Genomic DNA, 21,537 nt, shown 5'->3' on the forward strand with positions numbered 1-21,537 from the left:
GTCCGAGACCAGACGCCTGGTCCGAAGCCACAGCAACGGATGGTGTGTGATGACGGAGGCAATTCGCGGGTTCTGGGTGGCTTCGGCGACGCCGCTGGCGACGGACGGCAGCGTGGACTCCGCCAAGCTCGCCGCCCACGGCAAGCAACTCTTCGGTAAGGGCATCGACGGTGTCGTGCTGTTCGGCACCACCGGCGAGGGCACCTCGTTCAATGTCGCCGAACGCGTCGCGACCATCGAAGCCGTGCTCAAGGCCGGCGTTGCGCCGGACCGAATTGGAATCGGCGGCGGCTTCCCCGCGATCGGCGACAGCATCGCATTGACGCGTGCCGTGCTCGGTCTCGGCCTGCGTCACGTGCTGTATCTGCCGCCTTACTTCGACCGAAGCGTCAGCCCTGAAGGCATCGAGGATGCCTTTGCGGCGATCCTCGACGGCGTCGCCGACGATCGCCTGCGTGCCTACCTCTATCATATCCCGCAGATCTCGGGTGTCGCGATCCCGACCGGCGTCGCCGCGAATTTGCGCAAGCGCTACGGCAAGGTCGTTGCGGGCCTGAAAGACTCTAGCGGCGACTTCAAGCAGTTCCAGGCGTTCCGTGCCGCCGCTCCCGAGCTCGCCATCACCGTCGGCAACGAGGTTGACATCACCCGCGCGATCGCCGCCGGCGGTGCCGGCACCATCTGCGGCATGGCCAACATCGCGCCGGAGCTGGTCAAGGCAATGATCGACGGCAAGGATGTCGAAGCACGCATGCAGGCTGCCGTGGACATCGTGGTGAAATCACCATCCTTCCTCACGACGCTGAAAGCCATCCTCGCGGCACAGACGGGCGACGCGAGCTGGCTACGCGTGCGGCCGCCGCTCCGGGCCTTGTCCGACGGCACCGCGCTCAAGCGCAAGCTCGACGAGCTGATGGCTCCCGCGATCGCGTGAGATCGCGGGAAGCCGCGACACGTTGCCGCGAATTCGCGCGCTGCGTGTCGCGGTCGCTGCGCAATCCATCGAGGATTGTCGAATAGCGATCAAAGCCTAGAACCATTCAACACTAGAGCGATTCAAGGCCGCTTGCGGTTCTCTTCACGAACAACGGCTGTTAGACGCGCCAGCTTCTGCGTCTGACTTGGAAGTGAATCGAAAGTGCGTGCTCATCTGGATGGCCAGCGCGTCAGCGGCCGTCGAACTCCTGCCGGCACGAGCTGCGCAGTCCTCCTCATTGGAGCAGCCGTTCTGCTCGGCGCACCTTCCTTCAGCGCGACGGCCGCCCAAGCGCAATCGGCTCTGCCGCCGGTGACGGTCGAGGCGCCGGCACCGCGGCCGAAAGCGGCGCGTGCATCGGACCAGTCCCCACGCCGCGCTCAGACCGCCGCGCGCCAGCGCAATCGCAATCCCGCACCCGCAGCGCCGACGCTCTCGGAGCGCGCGGCCGCGGAAGCCGCCGCGCAACAGGCCGCCAAGCTCGGCTACCGCGCGATGCCGAGCGCGACCACGCTGCGCAGCGGCGCTTCGCCGCTCGATACGTCGCAGGCCGTCAACGTGGTGCCCGAGCAGGTGCTGAAGGACCAGCTCCCGCGAAACATCGACGACGCGCTGATCAACGTCAGCGGCATCACCCAGACCAACACGCTCGCCGGCAGCCAGGACGCGGTCATCCGCCGCGGCTTCGGCGACAACCGCGACGGCTCGATCATGCGCAACGGCATGCCGCTGGTGCAGGGGCGCAGCTTCAATCCCGCAGTCGAAAGCGTCGAGGTGCTGAAGGGGCCGGCCTCGCTGCTCTACGGCATCATGGATCCCGGCGGCATCGTCAACACGATCAGCAAGCGGCCGGAGCTGTACCAGCACGGCTCGGTTACGCTGCTTGGTTCGGCCTTCAGTGCTTCCAAGACCGGCGCCGACGGCTTGCTCGACATCACCGGTCCGATCGGTGATCAAGGCCTCGCCTATCGCTTCATCGGCTACAGCGTCAGCGAGGATTACTGGCGGAATTTCGGCCGCCACCGCGAGATGCTGGTTGCGCCGTCACTGGCCTGGTATGGCCAGGACACCACGGTGCAGCTCAACTACGAGCATCGCGAGTTCATCTATCCGTTCGATCGCGGCACGGCGTTCAATCCGGTGACGCAGGCGCCGCTGGCAGTTCCCACGACGCGCCGGCTCGACGAGCCCTTCAATAACACGTGGGGCACGTCGGACCTGATCCAGGCGTCGGTCGAGCACCGTTTCAATCATGATTGGAAGCTCTACGCCGGCTACAGCTACAACACCGAGACCTTCAGCGCCAACCAGCTTCGTATCACCGGCATCAACTTCACGACAGGCGCCGAGACCCGCAGCAACGACGGCACGCAGGGTTCGCTCAGCAACGCCAGCTATGGAACGTCCTATATTTCAGGCGGCTTCTGGCTCGGCGACATGCGCAATGATGTGGTGTTCGGTGGCGACGGCCAGTATCGCACCATCTACCGGGACAATCTGATCCGGCAGATAACGCCCGCCTTCAATGTCTACAATCCCGTTTACGGCCTGATCGGGCCGGGAACGACGGTGTCCAATCCAGACAGTGCGCAGACCGACAAGCTCGGCCAGTGGTCGATGTTCGTCCAGGACACGTTGCATCTGACAGAGCGGTTCGCCTTGGTCGGCGGCGTGCGCTACATGGACTACGACCAGATCGCCGGGCGCGGGAAGCCGTTTGTCACCAACACCAATGTGTCCCAGGACAAGGTGCTTCCGCTCGGCGGCGCCATTTTCAAGCTCACCGACCAGATATCGCTCTATGCGAGCTATACTGAATCGTTGAAGCCGAATTCGACCATTGCGCCGATCGGCGTCACGATCGGCTCCAACGTCGCGCCGGAAGAAGGCGTGTCATACGAGACCGGCGTCAAGTTCGATTTGAACAAGCGCATCTCCGGCACGCTGGCGCTCTACGATCTCGACAAGAAGAACGTGCAGACGACGAAGACGAACAGCGCAGGCGTGGTAGAACTCCACACCGTGGGCCGTGCCCATTCGCGCGGTGTCGAGTTGGACGTCACCGGCAGGATCACCGATAGCTGGGCCTTGATCGGCAGTTATGGCTACACCGACGCCCGCGTGACGGCATCCGAGGACATCACGCTGCTCGGCAGGAAGTTGCAGAACGTCGCGCTGAACACGGCCTCGCTCTATCTGGTCTATGACTTCGGCACAGCCCTGCCGGGTCAGCTCCGCCTCGGCGGCGGCGCGCGTTATGTCGGTGATCGTCCCGGCGATTCGATCAACTCCTTCTTCCTGCCCTCTTATGTGGTCGCCGATATTTTCGCGACCTATGAGATGAAATACCAGAACACGCCGGTGATCTACCAGCTCAACGTCAAGAACCTGTTCGACACTGTCTACTATCCCTCCGCCGTCAATAATCTGAACGTCGCCCTCGGCGACGCGCGGCGGGTCTCGCTGTCGGCGACGGTGAAGTTTTAGCGATGGGCATGTCGCGCAGGGACGCCCTTCGGATGATCGCGCCGAGCAGGAGGGCTCGCGCCGATGCGTGAGTCCTGGCGCGCGATCAAGGCCGCTCTGCTTCATGTCCATTCCATCGCGGGCCTCGTGCTGGCGCTGCTGCTCGCCGTGATCGCACTGACCGGTGCGATCATGAGTTTTGAGGACGAGATCGTCGATCATCTCAACGCCGGCATCATGCAGGTCGCGCCGCGCCAGGCACCGGCGCTGATGCCGGACGAACTGGTTGCGCGCCTGACTGCGGCGCAGGACGTCGGCAAAATCTCCGCCGTGACGCTGGCGAGTGATCCGTCCGCCGCGGTGCATGTGCGCTTCGCCCGCGACGAACGAGGCGCGCGGCCGTCCTCGCTCTATGTCGATCCCTATGACGCGCGCGTGTTGGGCACACCGGACGGCGAAGAGTTTTTCGCGACCGTGCGCAAGCTTCATCGCTGGCTGTTGATTCCCGGCGATGCCAAGGGCTGGGGGCGCCAGATCACGGGCGTGGCCGCGCTCGGCCTGATCGTGATGCTGATCTCGGGCCTCGTGCTGCGCTGGCCGCGTCGTGCAGGCAGCGTGAAGATGTGGCTGAAGCCGAATCTCGGGCTCAGTGGCCGCGGTCTGCATCGGTCGCTGCATGCGGTGATCGGCACCTGGGTCCTGCCGGTCTATCTGGTGATGACGTTCACCGGGCTCTGGTACTCGTTCGACTGGTACAAGGATGGCGTCGTCTGGTTGCTGTCGCGCCCGCAGATCGCCGCGGCGAAGATGCAGCCCAAGATGCCCACAAAGGCGTCGCGTGCTGCCGGTGTCAGCGAGACGGCACAGCCGATCGGCTTTGATCGCGCGTGGGCCGCCTTCCTGCACGAAGAGGGCGGCCGTTTCTCCAAGGCGTTGCTGACGCTGCCCGCCGGTCCGGGCACGGTGATACGGATCCGCTCCTGGGGGAAAGACTCGACCCTCGACACCACCCGTGACGAATTCCGCGTCGATGCCATCACAGGCCAATTCGTGTCTGCGGAGCGTTATTCCGATAAGACCCTCGGCGAGAAGACCATCGCGAACGTGCTCGATATCCACCGCGGCGCATTTCTGGGCTGGCCCGGCAAGCTCGCGTTCATGCTCGCGGCTGTGCTGATGCCGCTGTTCGCGGTCACCGGCGTTTTGCTTTATTTGTCGCGTCGAAAGCTGAGGCGGCTGGCGCAGCCACGGCTCGGGCGGCTCGTTCCCGGCGAATGAACGGGCTGCCGCAAAGGCTAGCCAACACTTCTGCAATCGTTCAAAAGCCCATGGCCAATCCTCGTCAGGGTTTACGCCATGAAGATCACCACCGTCACTCCCGCCGACATCCGCCGTGCACTGCTGCTCCGCGAGGAGATCGCGTTGCTTGATCTCAGGCACGAGGCTGGTTTCGCGACGGGACATCCGCTGTTCGCCGCCAACATGGCTGCCGATCGGATTGCGATCGAAGCGGACGTCAGGCTGCCGCGCAAGAATGTGCCGATCGTGCTCTATGATGACGGCGAAGGGCTCGTCACCGCGGGTGCCGAGCGGCTGGCCGCGCTCGGCTATACCAACGTCCGCGCGCTCGATGGCGGACTGAAGGCCTGGCGCGACGCGGGCTATCAAATGTTCGAGGACGTCAACTCCTACTCCAAAGCCTTTGGCGAGCTGGTCGAGTCGCGTAGGCACACGCCCTCGTTCAGTGCCGACGAGGTGGCAAAACTCATCGCGGACAAGGCCAACATTGCCATCCTCGACGTCCGCCGCTTCGACGAATATGCTACCATGAACATTCCGGGCTCGGTCAGCGTGCCCGGCGCGGAGCTGGTGCTGCGGGCAGGACAGGCGGCACCCGATGCCGACACCACCATCATCGTCAATTGCGCCGGCCGCACCCGCTCGATCATCGGCACCCAATCGCTGATCAATGCCGGCGTGCCGAACAAGGTCCGGGCGCTGCGCAACGGCACCATCGGCTGGACGTTGGCGCGGCACACGCTCGACCATGGTGCTAACAGGCGTGGCGCGATCGGGTCGTTCGAGGGCGGCCCGGCCAATGCGCGCGACGTCGCCTATCGCGCCGGTGTCCGCCATATCGGCGCGAGCGAGATGGCTGCGCTTGTCGCGCAGACCGATCGCACGCTCTATCGCTTCGACGTGCGTGACGCCGAGGGATATGCCGCAGGCCATCTCCCGGGCTTTCGCCACTATCCCGGCGGACAGCTCGTCCAGGAAACCGACATGGCCGCACCGGTGCGCGGCGCGCGTATCGTGTTGACCGACGATAAGGGCGTCCGCGCCGACATGACGGCGTCCTGGCTCGCGCAGATGGGCTGGGAGGTCTATGTGTGGGAGGGCGGCTATGACGGCGCGCTCGAAATCGGTCCGCCGCACGTCCTGCCCAAGCCCGACCCCGCCCACCGCTACCGCCGCCCCTATGAAGGCACCGGCGTCGACGAACGCGCGATGCAGGCCTATCTCGACTGGGAATATGGCCTGGTCGAACAATTGCGTCTGGACGGGACGCACGGGTTTTACGTGATCTGACGACCGCTCCGCCATCTTCTCCCCGTATCCGAACCCTATTGTGCTGCGCATCCCCCGCGGTCTATGAGCTGCGGCGAAGCTGTGACCCACGGAGATTTCATGTCAGTCCCAGGCCGAAGCCCTGAGCGGAGCGCGAAGGCGCTGCTGCTCGAAGGCGTCAATGACAGCGCCGTGGACCTGTTCAGAACGGCGGGTTTCACCAATGTCGAGCGCCTGACCAAGGCGCTGGACGGCGAGGATTTGCGGCGGGCGCTCAAGGGCGTGTCGCTGCTCGGCATCCGCTCGCGCACCCAGATCACCGATCAGGTCCTGGAAGCGGCCGACCAGCTTCTCGCCGTCGGCTGCTTCAGCGTCGGCACCAACCAGGTCGATCTGCTGGCGGCGCGCAAGCGCGGCATTCCGGTGTTCAACGCGCCGTTCTCCAACACGCGCAGCGTCGCCGAGCTCGTGATCGGCGAGATCGTGATGCTGCTGCGGCGCATTTTCCCGCGCTCGGTGTCGGCCCATGAGGGCGGCTGGGACAAGTCGGCGACCGGCAGCCGCGAGGTGCGCGGCCGCACCCTCGGCATCATCGGCTACGGCAATATCGGCTCGCAGCTCTCGACCCTGGCCGAGGCGATCGGCATGCGCGTGATCTATTTCGACCGCACCGACAAGCTCCGCCACGGCAACACCGAGCCAGTCGAGAAGCTGGAGGAGCTGCTCGCGCAGAGCGATGTCGTCAGCCTGCACGTGCCGGAGACGCCGGAGACATCAGGGATGATCGGCGAGAAGGAGCTGCGGGCGATGAAGCCCGGCTCCCTTCTGATCAACAACAGCCGCGGCACCGTCGTCGATCTCGATGCACTGGCGGGGGCTCTGCGCGACGGCCATCTCGCGGGTGCCGCCATCGACGTGTTTCCGGTCGAGCCGTCCTCGAATTCGGACCGCTTCAACAGCCCGGTGCAGGGCCTCGGCAATGTCATCCTCACGCCGCATATCGGCGGCTCGACCGAGGAGGCGCAGGAGCGCATCGGCGGCGAGGTGGCGCGCAAGCTGGTCGACTTTTTCATCACCGGATCGACCACGGGCGCGGTGAATTTTCCGGAAGTGCAGCTGCATCTGCGTCCCTCCGGCGCGCGCTTCAGCCACGTCCATCGCAACGTGCCCGGCATGCTGCGCCGGCTCAACGAGGTCTTCCTCCAGCGCGACATCAACATCGCTGCGCAGTATCTGGAGACCTCCGGCGACCTCGGTTACGTCGTGCTCGATGCCGACCTCGGCGGCCAGGATTCAGGCGCGCTGCTCCAGCAGATCCGCGCCCTCGACGGCACCGTCGGCGCGCGGCTGGTGTTTGAGCACTAGCACTGCATTGACGAGCGGCCGCAGGGCGCCTTGAATGCGGCCTGCTGACATAACGAACAGAAACTCAGGGGGAAACGATGGCGCAAATCCATGTGAAGCTGTGCGCATTGCTGGTGGGCGCAGCGGGCGCGCTGGGCGCGAATTCCGCTTCAGCGGTGACGCTGACTGAGGATGCGGACACTGTCTGCAAGGGCCTCGTCGGCGGCGCTGACGCCGTGAAGGTGGATTCGGCGACGTTGCTGGCGCCGTCGCAACTGGCCGTCGCCGAACGCGGCCCGACGCCGTCGGGGCGCGTCACGCCCGCCAATCCCGGCTTCTGCAAGGTGCTCGGCCACATCGATCCCACCGATCCCAAGGCGCCGCCGATCAAGTTTCAGGTCAATTTGCCCGTCGAATGGAACGGCCGTTCGCTGCAATATGGCGGCGGCGGATTCAATGGCGTGCTGATCACGGGCCTGGCGCTGCCGCCGGCCTATCCCTTCGACAAGCCGTCGCCGCTCGCGCGCGGCTTCGTCACCTACGGCACCGATTCCGGTCACGAGTCCAAGCCGGGCGAGCCGCCGCAGCTGTTCGCGCTCAACGACGAAGCCTTCGAGAATTTCGCCCATCGCGCCTACAAGAAGGTGCGCGATGCCGCCGTCGCGCTGATGCAGCGCGCTTACGGCAAGGCGCCGGAGAAAATGTACTTCATGGGGTCGTCCGAAGGCGGCCGCGAAGGCCTCACCATGGCGCAGCGCTACCCTGATGATTTCGACGGCATCTTTGCTCGCGTGCCCGTCATCAACTGGGTCGGCCTGCAGCATGCCGGCACGCGTTCGGGGCTCGTGACCATGGGTGATGGCTGGGTCAATCCGGCGCAGGTGAAGCTAGTCGGCGATGCCGTGCGGGCCGCTTGCGACAAGGCCGACGGCTCCGATGACGCGCTGGTGCAAGATCCCGTTTCCTGCAAGGCGGCCTTCAAGGTGGAGACGCTGCGTTGCGCGAGCGGCAAGACGGGCGATCAGTGCCTCACCGACGCACAGATCAAGGCGATCGAGACCTTGCATGCGACCTACAAATTCCCGTTCGCGCTCGCCAATGGCCTCGACGATTATCCGGGCTGGGGCGTGTCGGGCGAGGACACGCCGGCGGTCGGCCCGACCGGCGGCTGGGTCGCGTGGTGGCTTGGCACGGCGCCTCCCGCGCAGCCGCCCGCGCCCAATAATGGCATCGCCTGGATCTACGGCGCCGGCGGCATCCAATACGTGTTCGCGCGCGATCCCAAGCTCGACGTGACGACGTATAAGCCCGAAGCGCACAAGGCGCGGCTGCTCGAGGTCTCCAGCCTGATGGATTCCACCGACCCCGACCTCAGCCGCTTCCGCGCTCGCGGCGGCCGGCTGATCATGCTCGAACATATGGCGGACTACGCGCAAAGCCCCTATGCCGGCATCCGCTATTTCGAGAACGTCGAACGCAAGGTCGGCAAAGCCGAGACGGCCGAGTTCGCGCGGCTCTACACCGCGCCAGGGGTCGACCATGTCGGCTCCGGCGCGCCGGCCAATGTCGACATGCTGAGCGTGCTGGTCGACTGGGTCGAAAAGGGCAGGGCGCCCGGCGATCTGGAAGTTACCGAGCAGAAGGTCGAGGCGCCGTCGTTTGCGACGCTTCGCGCGCTGCCGCTGTGCCGCTGGCCGGCCTGGCCGCACTACAAGAGCGGCCCAGTGACGGAGGCGTCGAGCTTCATGTGCGCGCCGTAGCAGGCGCGCCACTTCGGAGCGTCACCCGGTGGCCATTGCCTGCGCGCCGCCGAGCAGCTGCGCGTTAAGCCGGCCGCCGGAGAACAGCATGTCGTCAAGCGCCTCGTCGATATCGGCCGAGATCACGGTGTTGCCGCCGTCCCGCGCGATGCTTCCTTGCGCCAGCCGCCGCATCAGCTCCTTGATGAAGGCGCAACTCGTGCCCTCGCTGCGTCGGGCAGCCTCCGCGATCACGGCCCCCTCGAGCGGCAATCCCCTGCCGTAGAGCCGGACCAGCTTGCCGCGGCCGGTCTCGTCTGGCAGCGGCACTTCGATGGCTTGATCGATGCGGCCGGGGCGACCCGCGAGAGCTCCCTCGAGGTCCTCCGGCCGGTTGGTGGTCAGGACGAACAGGATGTCGGCGTCTTCCTTCAGCCCGTCCATCTCGTTGAGCAGCTTGTTCAGCATGGATTCCTCACACGGCCCCATGTCATCGCGGTCGCGGGCGATGAGATCGACATCCTCGATCACCACCATCGACGGCTGGAGCAACCGTGCCAGGCTCATATAGGCGCCGAGCAGACCGATCTGCTCGGCCGTGATGATCAGCGTCGTATGCCCGGGCAAATGCGTTGCGAGATAACGGATCGTGTGGGTCTTGCCAGTGCCCGGCGGCCCGTACAGCAAGATGCCTTTGCGTGTCGATTGACCCAGCCGGCGCAATTGGTCTCGGGTGTTGACGAAGGTCAGAACGTTGCGATCGAGCAGCCGCAGGGTCTGCTCCGGCAGGATCACCTCGTCGCGCGCGACCTGCGGCAAGCGATGCACCGTGATGCCGCGCGAGCGACCGCGATAGTCGGAATCGGCATCGAGCGACAGGATCTTGCCGCGATAGGTCCGCGCAGCCTGTACGGCTTCTTCCAATTCACTGAAGCATTGCTGGACGAGAGCCGCGCCTGCGGAACCTGAGGGTACCAGGACTTCGATCCGAATTCCGGGCTCGCGACTGTATTCGCGGTGTGCGCAGAGCAAAACCGCATAGCGGAGATGATCCTGCTCACACAGCCACAGCCCGTTATCCAGACACTTGACCGGGCTCTTCTCGCCTACGTCGACGTCGGAATATTGCAGCGGGGCAATCGCGATCGCATAGCGGCCCTCCTTGAGCAGTCGTGGAATCGACAGCGTTTCGTAGCGCTGCTCCTCGTTCAGTCCCACCAGCCGGATGGCCTTGCCGAAGAGCCGGTCGACGGCGGCCTGGAGATCGACCCGCATGTGGCCGGGAAATTGGCGGATCGTGGTCACGAGTTTGCTGCGCGCAGTGCTGGCAAGGTGCCAATCGAGAATGTCGCATGCAAAGTCGAAATTCTCCTCTCGCTCGTTCGAGGGCTCATCCGCCGCTTGCATTCGCTGCACAGCCAGACCGTGCGGCTGCCGATACGAACGTCGGTCTGTCCCTCAGGCTTGCCACAGAGTTCGCAAGGACTCTTGACCGCCTCTAGCGTGACCTGCAGTTGGTGGCCGGCCAATTCGATGGATTGTTGCGCAGATTTGAAAAGGGCTTCGGCAACCGATTGCGGGTAAGGTCCGCAAACCGCTTTTTCCTTCTGCTCGATCTGGGTGATCAGCGCGGTCGCTTCACGGTCTGATTTGCCGAAAACCTGCCGAAGCAGATCCATCACGAATTGGTCCGGCGTATCATCGTCATTATGAATTATGAGCTGGGTCGGCTGGTTCTCGCCACGCATACTGTTCATCACGAAAGGCCTCCGGGACAATCTATGATTGAATAGAACGAATAGAGAACATAAAGGGAAGCGGCCGTCAAGCGTGACGGCGGCGGCTAATTGCGATTGGTGGGTGAGGTCCTGGTGCGCCGGGGCGGCCCTGTTCCTCGACGACTGCCGCGGCACATGTCCAGCTGCCGTCCTTTGACAATCTGATCCGCCTCGATTATCTATTTCGCATGCGAAATAAAGACGAGGGCGCGAGACACCATCGGTTGATCTACCTGTTGAGCGTGGCGCAGCGGCGCGTGCAGCGCTGGATGGCGGCGCAGCCTTCGAGCGAGGTCACGCCGGCGCAAGCGGGGCTGCTGTTCATCCTCGGCAAGCAGAACGGCGTCCTGATGGGTGAGGTGGGCGCGGCGCTCGACATGGGGCCGGCCGGCATCTCGGGGCTGGTCGACCGTACGGCGGCGGCTAAACTGGTCGAGCGGCGCGCGGATCACGAGGATGGTCGCGCCTGGCGCGTCTGGCTGACGCCGAAGGGGCGGACGGCACTGGCGCAGGCGAAGGCCAGCGCGGCACGGGTCAACGCGGCGTTGACGGACGGATTCACCAGTGCGGAGATCGATATCGTCGCGCGCTGGCTGACCAGCATTCAGGACAAGTTTCCAAGACAGCTTTCAACAGAGCTTTCTAGAGATCCATAGGAATAGAGGAGAGACCCATGACCGAGCACGTCCGGATCCGGAACGACGGCGGAATTCTCACGCTCACGCTGGCACGCCCCGACAAGAAGAATGCGCTGACGGATGCGATGTACGGCAAGCTCGCCGATGCCATCGAATCAGCCGAGCACGATCCGTCGGTCCGCGTGATCCTGATCCGCGGCGAAGGCGACATGTTTACCGCCGGCAACGATGTCGGCGAGTTCGCGGCGGTCGCGGCGGGCAAGTCGGAAGGAAGCCGCAACGTCGTGCGCTTCATCCAGTCGCTGGCGCGCTGCTCCCGGCCCTTGGTGGCCGCGGTGCAGGGCCGCGCCGTCGGCGTCGGCACCACGATGCTGCTGCATTGCGACCTCGTCGTGCTTGCCGCCAACGCGCAATTGTCGACGCCCTTCGTCAGCCTCGCACTGGTGCCGGAAGCAGCTTCCAGCCTGCTGATGCCGGCGCGCATCGGCTATGCGCGGGCCTACGAGATGTTCGCGCTGGGCGAGACGGTGCCGGCCAAATCCGCGCTGGAATGGGGGCTCGCCAACCGCGTCGTGCCGCTCGACAAGCTCGATGCCGAGGCGCTCGCGCTGGCGCAGCGTCTTGCCCGTCAGCCGGCCGGCGCACTCACCGCCACCAAGAAGCTGATGCGCAACGGCGAGACGCTGGTCGCGCAGATGAATGCCGAAGGCGAGCAGTTCGGGCTGCGCCTGCGCACCGCTGAGGCGCGCGAGGCCTTCACGGCGTTCGCGGAACGCCGCCCGCCGGATTTCACCAAGGTTGCGTGATATCCGGGACTGCGCTGAGGCTCGTCGGGCCGGAAACTCACGCCCATTCGATTAAAACCTTAACGGAACATTGGCATGTCGCGGGCAAGGTGGCGCTCGAAAGAATAGGCCCCCGACCCAGGCCCCCGACACCATGGCAATGTTTAAGAAATCGGTAAGTTCGCTCCTTCTGACCTTGATGGCCCTGCTGGCTGCGGGTGCGCTGGCCTCCACGGCGATCCAGATGGTTGGGGCGTTCGGCCGCTATAGCGACAGCCTCGAGACCGCGCGGCTTGCCGCGGCCGACAAGGCGATCTTCCATGGCGTGCTGGCGCTGCGCAACAATCGCGGCGATGCCCAGAGCGCGATCCTCGGCGAGGATGATCCGCGAGCAAAACTCGAGGCGGCGGAGAAGGCCGAGCAGGGCGGCTATGACGCCATCGGCGCCGCGCTCGCCACCGTCGATTTCGCCCGCCGCGACGAACTCGCTGGCACATTGAAGCAGGGCTGGAGCGCCGCCGCGCCGCAGTTCCAGCTGTTCTACGACGAGGCCAAGCGCCCGCGCGCGGAGCGCAAGATCGAGCGCACCAACTCCTGGTATGATGGCGTCACCAAGGTGATCGAAACGGCCAACCTCGCTTCCACCGCGGTGTCGAACCGCGCCTGGATGGACGACCCCTTCATCGCCCGCATGATCCAGGTCCGGCGCTTCGCCTGGCAGGTGCGCGATCGTTATGGTATCCATTGTTCGTCCCTTCGCTCCAACGTCAACGCCAGCAAGCCGCTCGACGACGCTCAGAAGCGGTCAGTGGCGCAATGGGATGGCACGATCGCCTCCGGTTGGGCGGGCATGGCCGAGTTGCTGGCCGCGCCCGGCGTGGCGGCGGAGCTGGTGACGGCAGCGGCGGACGCGAAGGCCAAGACCGACGGTGCCCTCAAGCAGATCGGCGACCTCACCAAGAATTTCGACGGCAGCGGTAAGCCCGCGATGCCCGCCGCGGAATGGAATACGCTGTGTCAGTCACCCTTTGCGTCCATCGTCGCGGTGGCGAACAAGGCGCTCGACCAGTCGATCGTCCGGGCGGAAACGGTGCAGGCCAAGGCGCTCACCAATCTCGTCGTGCAGTCGCTCGCGTTCCTGCTCGCGCTGGCCGTGACCCTGACCGGCGTGTACGTGGTGCGCAATCGCCTGATGCGCCCGGTGCGCGCCATCCTGGACGCGATCGCCAAGATCAGCGCCCGCGACTACGCGACGCCCGTCCCGCAATCCAGGTATCCCGACGAGTTTGGCACCATGGCGGCCGCACTCGAAAGCCTGCGCGAGAGCGCGGCGACCGCGGAACGCCTGGGCCAGGAGCGCGAATCGCAGCAGGCGCTCCAGCTCGCCCGCTCCGGCACCGTCGATGCGGCCTGCCGCAGTTTCGACGACACCGTGCAAGCCGTCATTCACAGCGTTGCGGCGTCGACCAAGGAGCTCGATGCCACCGCGACTGACGTCCGCTCACTGGTTTCGGAATCGAGCAGCCAGACCGCGGCGGTCTCCTCCTCCGCCGAGCAGGCCACCAACAATCTCGAGACCATCGCAGCGGCGACCGAAGAACTCTCGGCGTCCGTCGGCGAGATCTCCGCGCAGGTGCAGGCCAGCGCCCGCGAGGCCCGCGAAGCCGTGTCGCAGGCAGCGCAGACCAATGCGACGGTCGAAATCCTCGATCAGACCGCTGGCCGCATCGGCGAGGTCGTGAAGATGATCAACGCCATCGCAGGGCAGACCAATCTCCTGGCGTTGAACGCCACCATCGAAGCCGCGCGCGCGGGCGAGGCCGGCCGCGGCTTCGCCGTGGTCGCCGGCGAGGTCAAGAGCCTCGCTTCGCAGACGGCGACGGCGACGGAAGAAATCTCCCGCCAGGTCGCGGAGATCCAGGGCGCGACGGGCCAGGCGGTCGCGGCCATCCGCGCGATCGGCGGCGCGATCAGCGGCATCGACGAAAAGATGACGGCGATCGCGGCAGCGGTCGAACAGCAGCGTGCGGCCACCACCGAGATCTCCCGCAACTTCCAGCAGGCCGCGCAGGGAACCCGCGAGGTCACCGACACCATCGGCAGCGTCGCCAGGCTGAACCAGGAGACCGGCAATGCCGGTTCGGTCCTGTCGGTGTCCGTGACGAAAATGTCCGCCGACGCCGATCGTCTCCGCGTCGCGGTCGAGGGCTTTTTGGGCGCGGTGAGGACCGCATAGCTTCGACAATCTTCCGTCCTTACGTCGCGCGATCGGCATTGCCGCCGATGCGCGCGGCGGGTACATCTGTGGCGCTGTGCGAGCGTCGCGGCAGATGTAAGAGATATCAGGGATGGAGAGTTCGATGCCGGTCACGCCCCACCACAAGGCCCAGCGCCCCTATCGCGGCGTGTTCCCGGTCGCACCCACCATCTTCGACGAGCGCGGCGAACTCGACCTTGAGGGACAGCGTCGCTGCATCGATTTCATGATCGACGCAGGCTCGAACGGTCTGTGCATTCTCGCCAATTTCTCCGAGCAGTTCGTGCTCACGGATGCCGAGCGTGAGACCGTGATGCATGCGGTGCTGGAGCATGTCGCGGGCCGCGTTCCCGTGATCGTCACCACCACGCATTTCAGCTCGGCCGTCTGCGCCGCGCGCAGCCGGCAGGCCGAGGCGGCCGGTGCCGCCATGGTCATGGTGATGCCGCCCTATCACGGCGCCACCTTCCGCGTGCCCGAAAAAGGCGTCGTCGAATTCTTCAAGGTGCTGTCGGGCGCGATCAAGATTCCGATCATGATCCAGGATGCGCCTGTCGCCGGCACCCCCCTGTCGGTTGAGCTACTCGCGCGGCTGGCGCGCGATTTCGCCAACATCCGTTATTTCAAGATCGAGGTGCCGGGCGCGGCTGCAAAGCTGCGCAGCCTGATCGACGCCGGCGGCAGCGATATCGAGGGTCCCTGGGACGGCGAGGAAGCGATCACGCTGCTCGCCGATCTCGATGCCGGCGCCACCGGCGCGATGACCGGCGGCGGCTATCCCGACGGCATCCGCCAGATCGTCGATCCCTATTTCGCCGGCAAGCGTGAAGAGGCCAAAGCCGCCTACGAACGCTGGCTGCCGCTGATCAACTACGAAAACCGCCAATGCGGCCTGATCGCCTGCAAGGCGATGATGCAGGCCGGCGGCGTGATCAAGTCGGACACGGTGCGGCATCCGCTCCAGCCGTTGCACCCGGCGACGCGGGCCGGGCTGCTGGAGTTGGCCAAGGAGCGCGATGCGCTGGCGTTGAGGTGGGGGAAGTAGCGCAACGCTGTCGTCCCGGCGAAGGCCGGGACGACGCTGAGTGTGAGGTGCGCACCCCTGGCCTGATCCCGCCAGCTTCCATCTGGCTGAAGGCGTCGAATTAACGCGGTTCGGGCGGTTTCCCGCAGCCCGGCGATGACATATTGTACGCTCGCCAACCTGGCCCGCGGAGCAACTCAAGACATCGCGCAACAGCTCTTCATTATGCCGCTATTCCGAACCAGGTTGGTGCGAACCAACGAAACAGGGAGGCAGTGCCATGACGATGAGGCCGGATCCCACCTTTCACGCATCGCCCAAGCTTGCGATGGAAGCTCCTGCGGAGAACTTTGCCTACACGTTGCTGCTCAGTCCGGATTTCTCGAAACCGGATGCTCTCGCGGTGATCGACGCCAAGCCGGGATCGCCGACCTACAGCCAGATCGTCCACACCGTGACGATGCCCAACAAGGGCGATGAGTTTCATCACTTCGGCTGGAATGCCTGCTCCTCCGCCTTGTCGCCGCTCACTGGGCATGCCTTCATCGAGCGGCGCTATCTCATCATCCCCGGGCTGCGCTCGTCGCGGATTTACATCATCGATACCAAGCCCGATCCGACCAAAGCCAAAATCCACAAGATCATCGAGCCCGAGGAAGTCTTCAAAAAGACCGGCTATTCGCGGCCGCACACCATCCATTGCGGGCCGGACGGCGTCTATGTGAGCACGCTCGGCGGCGGCGGCAAGGACGGCACCAACGGGCCTCCAGGCGTCTTCATCATGGATTGCGAGACGTTCGAGGTCCTTGGACGATGGGAGATCGACCGCGGTCCGCAGACGCTGCACTATGATTTCTGGTGGAACCTGCCGCGCGACTACGTGGTGACGAGCGAATGGGCATTGCCGCCGCAGTTCGAGAACGGGATCGTCCCGGAAGATCTGCTGGCGAACAAATATGGCCATCGTCTCCACTTCTGGGATCTCCGCGCCCGTCGCAACGTGCAGACCATCGACCTCGGCGCCAATCATCAGATGGCGCTGGAGGTACGGCCGGCGCACGATCCGGTTCGCGAATACGGCTTTGTAGGCGTTGTGGTCGACACCACGAATCTCGAAGCCTCGATCTGGACCTGGTGGCGCGAAGGCGGAAAATTCCATGCGGAGAAGACGGCGACGATCCCGCCCGAGCCTGCGCCAAAGGAGAAGCTCCCGCCGCTGCTTCAGGGCTTTGGCGCCGTGCCGCCGCTGGTGACCGACATCGACCTGTCGATGGATGATCGTTTTCTCTATGTCTCGTGCTGGGGCACGGGTGAAATGCGCCAGTACGACGTGAGTGATCCGCGAAAGCCGAAGCTTGCGGGCTCGGTTCACATCGGCGGCATCGCGCGCCGCACCCCCCATCCGAACGGCAAGGCATTTGCGGCCGGTCCGCAGATGGTCGAGATCAGCCGGGACGGCAGGCGGGTGTACTGGACCAATTCGCTCTATTCCACCTGGGATGACCAGTTCTATCCCGATGGCGTTCCGGGTTTGGAAGTCATGGCCAATGTCGGTCGCAATGGTGGCTTCGAGCTCGACAAGAACTACTTCGTGAGCTTCCCCGACGGATATCGTGCGCACCAGATCAGGCTGGAGGGCGGCGATTGTTCGACGGACTCCTTTTGCTACCCGTCGGCCTAGATTGGGCACACGCGAGCCTCGGCTGGCTGTGGCTCGCTCTTGTTGCGAGCGGTCTCTATCACGGGGTCAATCCGGGAATGGGCTGGCCGCTCGCCGTTTCGGCCGGGCTCATGGACAAGAGCCCGCGCGCGCTCTTTCGTGCGTTGTGGGCTCTGGCCGCCGGACATCTCCTGGCAACGCTTCTCGTGCTGCTGCCATTCGCGTTCCTGCTCGTGCTGGCCGAGTGGCAGCGTTCGATCCAGCTCGGCGCGAGCCTTTTCGTCATCGGCTTCGGCGTCTATCGGCTGGTCGAGCGGCGCCATCCGCGCGCGCTGGCACGAATTCCGCCGACGCAATTGGCGCTCTGGTCATTTGCCGTTGCCATTGCTCACGGCGCCGCCTTGATGCTCGTGCCGATCTATCTCGGGCTCTGCCAGGCCTTCGAACTCGATGCCGGCCATGAGGCCGCCGGCGCGCTGATGAAGGCGAGTCTCGGGATGGCGGTTCTGGTGTCTTTGGTGCACGTCGCTGCCATGGTCAGCGCCGGCGGATGTCTGGCGTGGCTGGTCTACCGCCATCTGGGATTGAGGTTCGTCTCGCGAAGCTGGTTCAATCTGGATGTAATCTGGGCCACCAGCCTCATTCTGGTTGGCGTTGTGGCCTTCGGCTTCAATCTCGCGAGCTGGCACTGACACTTACTGGGTCAAAGCCCACTCGCCGATGATGCGGAAGCGAGCCTTGGCGTGGTCCTGTTTGAACAGCGCGACGCGATCGATCGCAAGCGTCTTGAGGCCGAGCGCAGCAAACCTTCCCTGCAGCATTTCCAGAATCGGCCCGCGCCGCTCCACGTCGAGCCGGCCCGTCAACGTCATGTGGAAACGGAATTCCTCCATCACGTAAGGATAGCCCCAGCGGTCGAGATAGTGGCGCTGCCGTTCGCTCAGCTTCTCCGGCTTGCGCCGCGCACGGTCTTCCGCGCTCAGCGGCGCGCGGAAGGAGTCGAAGTCGCGCGCGCAATCGGCGGCGAGCTGCTGGAGTTCGCCGACCGGCTCCCCGGGAATGACGGCGATGAAGCCGCTGATGGAATCGACGACCGGGCGGATCACCGGAATTGCGCGTGCCCTGCCGGCGAATGTCGCGCAGGCCGCAACAAGCTCGACCTCGCGCCTGTCGGACGCCAGCGCCATCGGCGCCTTCAGCGTGGCGTGAAAGCCGTATTTGCGGGGATCGGCGGTGACATCACGCCAGTCCGGCGCGAGACGCGATGCGTCGGCGGGAAACGGCAGCTCGTTGCCGGTATAGGCATCGTAGCCGAGCAACTCCGCGCCGAAGCGGGTGAGCGCGCTGTCGCTGCCTGCGGCAAAATAGATCGCGTAGCGGGGGAAACTCGTCATCGTCCGAGCATAGCGGGTTTATGCCGCGGCGACAGCTTGGCGCGGGGTAGCTGGCATGCCAAGCAACCGCGTCGCCTCGGTGAGATGCACGAGCTTGCCGCCTGATATCACGGCGATCAGCCGCGGCCGCAGCGGCATGCTGTCGTCGACCAGCAGAATGTCCGCGCGCCGGCCTTCCGCGAGCACGCCGCGATCTGCAAGACCGGTCGCGCGCGCGGGCGCGGCGGAGACCAGATTCCAGGCCTCGGTCAGCGGCAGCACGCCATCGGCGGCGAGCCGGAACGCAGCGAGCAGCTGCGCGGGATAGTAGTAGTCCGAGGCCAGAACCGAGCAGAGCCCTTTGGCGATCATGTCGGATGCCCTGGTCCAGCCCGTGTGGCTGCCTCCGCGCACGACGTTCGGCGCGCCGTAGACGATGGCGTCACCGTGGCTTGCTGCCGCCCGCGCTGTCTCCTCGTTGATCGGAAACTCCGCAATCGCCACGCCCATGGCGCGAAAGCCTTCGCGCATCGCCGGCGTCGCATCATCGTGCGAGAGCATCCGCACGTCGGCGGCGCGGGCCGTCGCGGCCAGCCGTGACACGGAAGCCGGCACATCCGCGGCGCGGGACATTATGTGTCCGACCAGCCGGTCGAATTCCTCGCTCGACAGGCCGGTGCGCTCCACCATGCGATTGCGCTTGCGCGGCTTGGCCATGTCCCCAACCGTGCCGTCCATGTGGTCGTTGAAGGCGAACAGGTCGACGCGGCCCTCAGTGAGCCATTGGCTGATCTCGGTTTCGGCGTCGAGATTGTAGGTCTCGTGGCGCAGGTGAAAGCGGGTGTCGGCGGCGAATTGCGGGCGCTGCCGTTCGATCGCCTCCATCAGGCTGCGCGCATTGCCGGCGCTGCGCAGGCCCGGCTCCCACGAACAGGTCGTGGCGTGAAAAACCGTGGTGATGCCGTTGCTGATCGCCTGGCGGTCGCTGTCGGCGAGCGCGACGTCGATCGGGAAATCGACCCCGGCGCGCGGCATCATCTGTCGCTCGAAGGCATCGCCATGCAGATCGACGATGCCCGGCAGGACCAGCAGATCGCGCGCCTTGATCGCCAGCCGCGCCCGGCTGCGCGAGGCATTGATCTCTGCGATGTCCGTTCCGGACACGAGAAGCGACGTTTCGGCGAACTCGGAGCCGATCAGGGCCCGCCCGCCCTCGAGGAATATGTCTGTCACGCGACCGCGCTTCGTTTGCTGGCAGAAGAGGGTGCCCCTGCTTCGTATGCCGTGAGGAAATCCTCAATCCCGAGCTTGCGGAAATTGGGCAGGGCTTCACGCAACTTGTCGTGATCCCAGTCCCACCAAGCGAGCCTCGCAAGCCGCCCCGCAACCTCTTCCGAGAACCGCCGGCGCACGATGCGCGCCGGATTGCCGGCGACGATGGTGTAGGCCGGAACGTCCTTGGTGACGATGGCGCCGGCCGCGATCACCGCGCCGGTGCCGATGTTGCGGCCCGGCAGAACGATCGCGCCATCGCCGATCCAGACGTCATGGCCGATATGGACGTGATGCTGGCGCCGCCAGTCGAAGAATTCCGTGTCGTCGCTCTCGCCTTCGAAATAGGCGCTCGAACGATAGGTGAAGTGCGCCTGCGTGGCGCGTTGCATCGGGTGATTGCCCGGATTGATCCGTGTCATCGCCGCGATCGAGCAGAATTTTCCGATGGTGGTGTAGGTGATCTGGGCGTCGTTCACGACATAGGAGTAATCCCCCATCGTCACCTCGTGCAGCATCGTGCGCGCGCCGACCTCGGTGTAGGCCCCAAGCCTGGCGTCGTGCAGCTTCGCGGAGGGATCGACAGTCGGCTGGACCGAAAGAGCTTTGGCGGCCATGTTGAATCCGAACGAGAGGGCGGGCGTTTCTCTTCGAGCGGCTTGATGACAATGTCATGACGACGCCATGACAGGGGATGAACAGGAGATGAGGTGTGTAGGATCGCCGCACCGCAACGTCCGTGTCACACAAGTGTCAAGCGCCGGCGTTAGCGGTGGGTCCCAGCTACTCTGGAGCCTGCATGCTGGTGGTTGAAGGTCTGACGTGTCGCTTCGGCGTGAAAGCCGCGGTGGACGACGCCTCGTTTCAAGTCTCTCCCGGCGGCTTCGTCGGCGTGATCGGACGCTCCGGCGCCGGCAAGTCGACCCTGCTGCGCACCATCAACCGTCTCGCGACCCCTGCACAGGGCCGCATCCTGTTCGACGGCCTCGACGTCACGGCGCTGCGCGGCAAGGAGCTGCGGCAGTGGCGGGCGCGCTCGGCGATGATCTTTCAGCAGTTCAATCTGGTGGGCCGGCTCGATGTGCTCACCAACGTCCTGATGGGACGGCTTGCGACGATGCCGGCCTGGCGCTCGCTGTCGCAGACCTGGCCCGAGCAGGACAGGGCGCTGGCGATGTCCGCGCTCGAACAGTTCGACATTGCCCCGCTCGCGGCCCAGCGCGCCGATCAGCTCTCCGGCGGCCAGCAGCAGCGCGTCGCGATTGCCCGCGCGCTGGTGCAGCAGCCCGACATCATCCTCGCCGACGAGCCGATCGCCTCGCTCGATCCGCGCAACACCAAGATCGTCATGGATGCGCTGCTGCGCATCAACAAGCACTTCGGCATCACGGTGCTCTGCAATCTGCATTCGCTCGACCTGGCGCGCAGCTATTGCGACCGCCTGATTGGCATGGCGCAGGGCCGCGTGGTGTTCGACGGCGCGCCGGCCGAGTTGACCGACCACGTGGCGCGCGAGCTCTACGATCTCGAAGCCGCCGAAGTCATGGGCGGCACGCCTGCACCGGTGCGACAGGGCATTCCGGCGCTTGGAACGGCGGCCGCCGCCTGAGCTGCGCCGCATCAGGACTTACCAATTTTGCGTCAACCGACCTCAACC

General features: G+C 65.1%; 18 protein-coding genes. 13 read left to right on the forward strand and 5 right to left on the reverse strand.

The genetic code is table 11. The features are described from left to right. The first annotated feature begins 49 nt into the window (after positions 1-49). From IVB50_RS32380 to IVB50_RS32405, 6 genes are all read left to right on the forward strand, one after another. Positions 50-934 (forward strand): dihydrodipicolinate synthase family protein, encoded by an 885-nt coding sequence (locus tag IVB50_RS32380; protein WP_018453057.1) that lies wholly within the window; start codon positions 50-52, stop codon positions 932-934. Between the two features lie 204 nt (positions 935-1,138). Then, positions 1,139-3,463, forward strand: coding sequence for a TonB-dependent siderophore receptor (locus tag IVB50_RS32385; protein WP_247299225.1), 2,325 nt, complete (start codon positions 1,139-1,141; stop codon positions 3,461-3,463). Between the two features lie 63 nt (positions 3,464-3,526). After that, positions 3,527-4,720: a PepSY-associated TM helix domain-containing protein gene (locus tag IVB50_RS32390; RefSeq protein ID WP_018453059.1), complete on the forward strand. Its 1,194-nt coding sequence runs from the start codon at positions 3,527-3,529 to the stop codon at positions 4,718-4,720. A 78-nt stretch (positions 4,721-4,798) separates the two neighbouring features. Then, on the forward strand, positions 4,799-6,031 hold the full coding sequence (locus IVB50_RS32395; RefSeq protein ID WP_018453060.1) for a rhodanese-like domain-containing protein: 1,233 nt from the start codon (positions 4,799-4,801) through the stop codon (positions 6,029-6,031). A gap of 99 nt (positions 6,032-6,130) precedes the next feature. After that, positions 6,131-7,375 carry a phosphoglycerate dehydrogenase gene (gene serA, locus IVB50_RS32400; RefSeq protein ID WP_018453061.1) on the forward strand — a complete coding sequence of 415 codons (1,245 nt, stop codon included), beginning with the start codon at positions 6,131-6,133 and terminating at the stop codon, positions 7,373-7,375. A 77-nt stretch (positions 7,376-7,452) separates the two neighbouring features. Next, positions 7,453-9,114 carry a tannase/feruloyl esterase family alpha/beta hydrolase gene (locus tag IVB50_RS32405; protein WP_247299227.1) on the forward strand — a complete coding sequence of 554 codons (1,662 nt, stop codon included), beginning with the start codon at positions 7,453-7,455 and terminating at the stop codon, positions 9,112-9,114. A gap of 21 nt (positions 9,115-9,135) precedes the next feature. Here the strand turns inward: IVB50_RS32405 and IVB50_RS32410 are convergent, their stop codons facing one another. Both IVB50_RS32410 and IVB50_RS32415 read right to left on the reverse strand, forming a co-directional pair. Further along, a complete protein-coding gene (locus IVB50_RS32410) occupies positions 9,136-10,398 on the reverse strand; it encodes an ATP-binding protein (protein ID WP_247299229.1) in 1,263 nt (420 codons plus the stop codon). Next, positions 10,395-10,850: an ATP-dependent Clp protease adaptor ClpS gene (locus tag IVB50_RS32415; protein ID WP_247299353.1), complete on the reverse strand. Its 456-nt coding sequence runs from the start codon at positions 10,848-10,850 to the stop codon at positions 10,395-10,397. Before IVB50_RS32415 ends, IVB50_RS32410 begins: the two co-directional genes overlap by 4 nt. Positions 10,851-11,059: 209 nt before the next feature. Here IVB50_RS32415 and IVB50_RS32420 point away from each other — a divergent pair, with 209 nt between their 5' ends. From IVB50_RS32420 to IVB50_RS32445, 6 genes are all read left to right on the forward strand, one after another. Further along, complete coding sequence (locus tag IVB50_RS32420; RefSeq protein WP_026232451.1) at positions 11,060-11,527, forward strand: MarR family winged helix-turn-helix transcriptional regulator; 468 nt, start codon at positions 11,060-11,062, stop codon at positions 11,525-11,527. Positions 11,528-11,544: 17 nt separating this feature from the next. Continuing rightward, entirely contained in the window at positions 11,545-12,315 is a 771-nt protein-coding gene (locus IVB50_RS32425) for an enoyl-CoA hydratase (RefSeq protein ID WP_018453065.1), read from the forward strand. A 133-nt stretch (positions 12,316-12,448) separates the two neighbouring features. Further along, positions 12,449-14,530, forward strand: coding sequence for a methyl-accepting chemotaxis protein (locus tag IVB50_RS32430; protein ID WP_026232452.1), 2,082 nt, complete (start codon positions 12,449-12,451; stop codon positions 14,528-14,530). 124 nt (positions 14,531-14,654) lie between these two features. Then, positions 14,655-15,596: a dihydrodipicolinate synthase family protein gene (locus IVB50_RS32435; RefSeq protein WP_026232453.1), complete on the forward strand. Its 942-nt coding sequence runs from the start codon at positions 14,655-14,657 to the stop codon at positions 15,594-15,596. 259 nt (positions 15,597-15,855) lie between these two features. Then, on the forward strand, positions 15,856-17,256 hold the full coding sequence (locus IVB50_RS32440) for a selenium-binding family protein (RefSeq protein ID WP_247299231.1): 1,401 nt from the start codon (positions 15,856-15,858) through the stop codon (positions 17,254-17,256). Between the two features lie 77 nt (positions 17,257-17,333). After that, positions 17,334-17,927, forward strand: a complete 594-nt coding sequence (locus tag IVB50_RS32445; protein WP_018453069.1) for a hypothetical protein — start codon at positions 17,334-17,336, stop codon at positions 17,925-17,927. Between the two features lie 3 nt (positions 17,928-17,930). Here the strand turns inward: IVB50_RS32445 and IVB50_RS32450 are convergent, their stop codons facing one another. From IVB50_RS32450 to IVB50_RS32460, 3 genes are read right to left on the reverse strand one after another with little or no spacing between them, the layout of a single operon-like run. Then, complete coding sequence (locus IVB50_RS32450) at positions 17,931-18,629, reverse strand: DUF1045 domain-containing protein (RefSeq protein WP_018453070.1); 699 nt, start codon at positions 18,627-18,629, stop codon at positions 17,931-17,933. An 18-nt stretch (positions 18,630-18,647) separates the two neighbouring features. After that, positions 18,648-19,841: an alpha-D-ribose 1-methylphosphonate 5-triphosphate diphosphatase gene (locus IVB50_RS32455; RefSeq protein ID WP_018453071.1), complete on the reverse strand. Its 1,194-nt coding sequence runs from the start codon at positions 19,839-19,841 to the stop codon at positions 18,648-18,650. Continuing rightward, entirely contained in the window at positions 19,838-20,497 is a 660-nt protein-coding gene (locus IVB50_RS32460; protein ID WP_247299233.1) for a chloramphenicol acetyltransferase, read from the reverse strand. Before IVB50_RS32460 ends, IVB50_RS32455 begins: the two co-directional genes overlap by 4 nt. A 182-nt stretch (positions 20,498-20,679) precedes the next feature. Here IVB50_RS32460 and phnC point away from each other — a divergent pair, with 182 nt between their 5' ends. Continuing rightward, entirely contained in the window at positions 20,680-21,489 is an 810-nt protein-coding gene (phnC, locus tag IVB50_RS32465) for a phosphonate ABC transporter ATP-binding protein (protein ID WP_018453073.1), read from the forward strand. Positions 21,490-21,537 lie beyond the last annotated feature (48 nt).

It is taken from the genome of Bradyrhizobium sp. 87, assembly GCF_023073015.1.
GTDB lineage: Bacteria > Pseudomonadota > Alphaproteobacteria > Rhizobiales > Xanthobacteraceae > Bradyrhizobium > Bradyrhizobium canariense_D.

Excerpts from the sequence above, each read along its gene's own strand:
- IVB50_RS32380 (WP_018453057.1), top strand. The coding sequence starts at position 50 with ATGACGGAGGCAATTCGCGGGTTCTGGGTGGCTTCGGCGACGCCGCTG.
- IVB50_RS32390 (WP_018453059.1), top strand. The coding sequence starts at position 3,527 with ATGCGTGAGTCCTGGCGCGCGATCAAGGCCGCTCTGCTTCATGTCCAT.
- IVB50_RS32395 (WP_018453060.1), top strand. The coding sequence starts at position 4,799 with ATGAAGATCACCACCGTCACTCCCGCCGACATCCGCCGTGCACTGCTG.
- serA (WP_018453061.1), top strand. The coding sequence starts at position 6,131 with ATGTCAGTCCCAGGCCGAAGCCCTGAGCGGAGCGCGAAGGCGCTGCTG.
- IVB50_RS32405 (WP_247299227.1), top strand. The coding sequence starts at position 7,453 with ATGGCGCAAATCCATGTGAAGCTGTGCGCATTGCTGGTGGGCGCAGCG.
- IVB50_RS32415 (WP_247299353.1), bottom strand. The coding sequence starts at position 10,850 with ATGAACAGTATGCGTGGCGAGAACCAGCCGACCCAGCTCATAATTCAT.
- IVB50_RS32420 (WP_026232451.1), top strand. The coding sequence starts at position 11,060 with ATGCGAAATAAAGACGAGGGCGCGAGACACCATCGGTTGATCTACCTG.
- IVB50_RS32425 (WP_018453065.1), top strand. The coding sequence starts at position 11,545 with ATGACCGAGCACGTCCGGATCCGGAACGACGGCGGAATTCTCACGCTC.
- IVB50_RS32430 (WP_026232452.1), top strand. The coding sequence starts at position 12,449 with ATGGCAATGTTTAAGAAATCGGTAAGTTCGCTCCTTCTGACCTTGATG.
- IVB50_RS32435 (WP_026232453.1), top strand. The coding sequence starts at position 14,655 with ATGCCGGTCACGCCCCACCACAAGGCCCAGCGCCCCTATCGCGGCGTG.
- IVB50_RS32440 (WP_247299231.1), top strand. The coding sequence starts at position 15,856 with ATGACGATGAGGCCGGATCCCACCTTTCACGCATCGCCCAAGCTTGCG.
- IVB50_RS32445 (WP_018453069.1), top strand. The coding sequence starts at position 17,334 with ATGGGCTGGCCGCTCGCCGTTTCGGCCGGGCTCATGGACAAGAGCCCG.
- IVB50_RS32450 (WP_018453070.1), bottom strand. The coding sequence starts at position 18,629 with ATGACGAGTTTCCCCCGCTACGCGATCTATTTTGCCGCAGGCAGCGAC.
- IVB50_RS32460 (WP_247299233.1), bottom strand. The coding sequence starts at position 20,497 with ATGGCCGCCAAAGCTCTTTCGGTCCAGCCGACTGTCGATCCCTCCGCG.
- phnC (WP_018453073.1), top strand. The coding sequence starts at position 20,680 with ATGCTGGTGGTTGAAGGTCTGACGTGTCGCTTCGGCGTGAAAGCCGCG.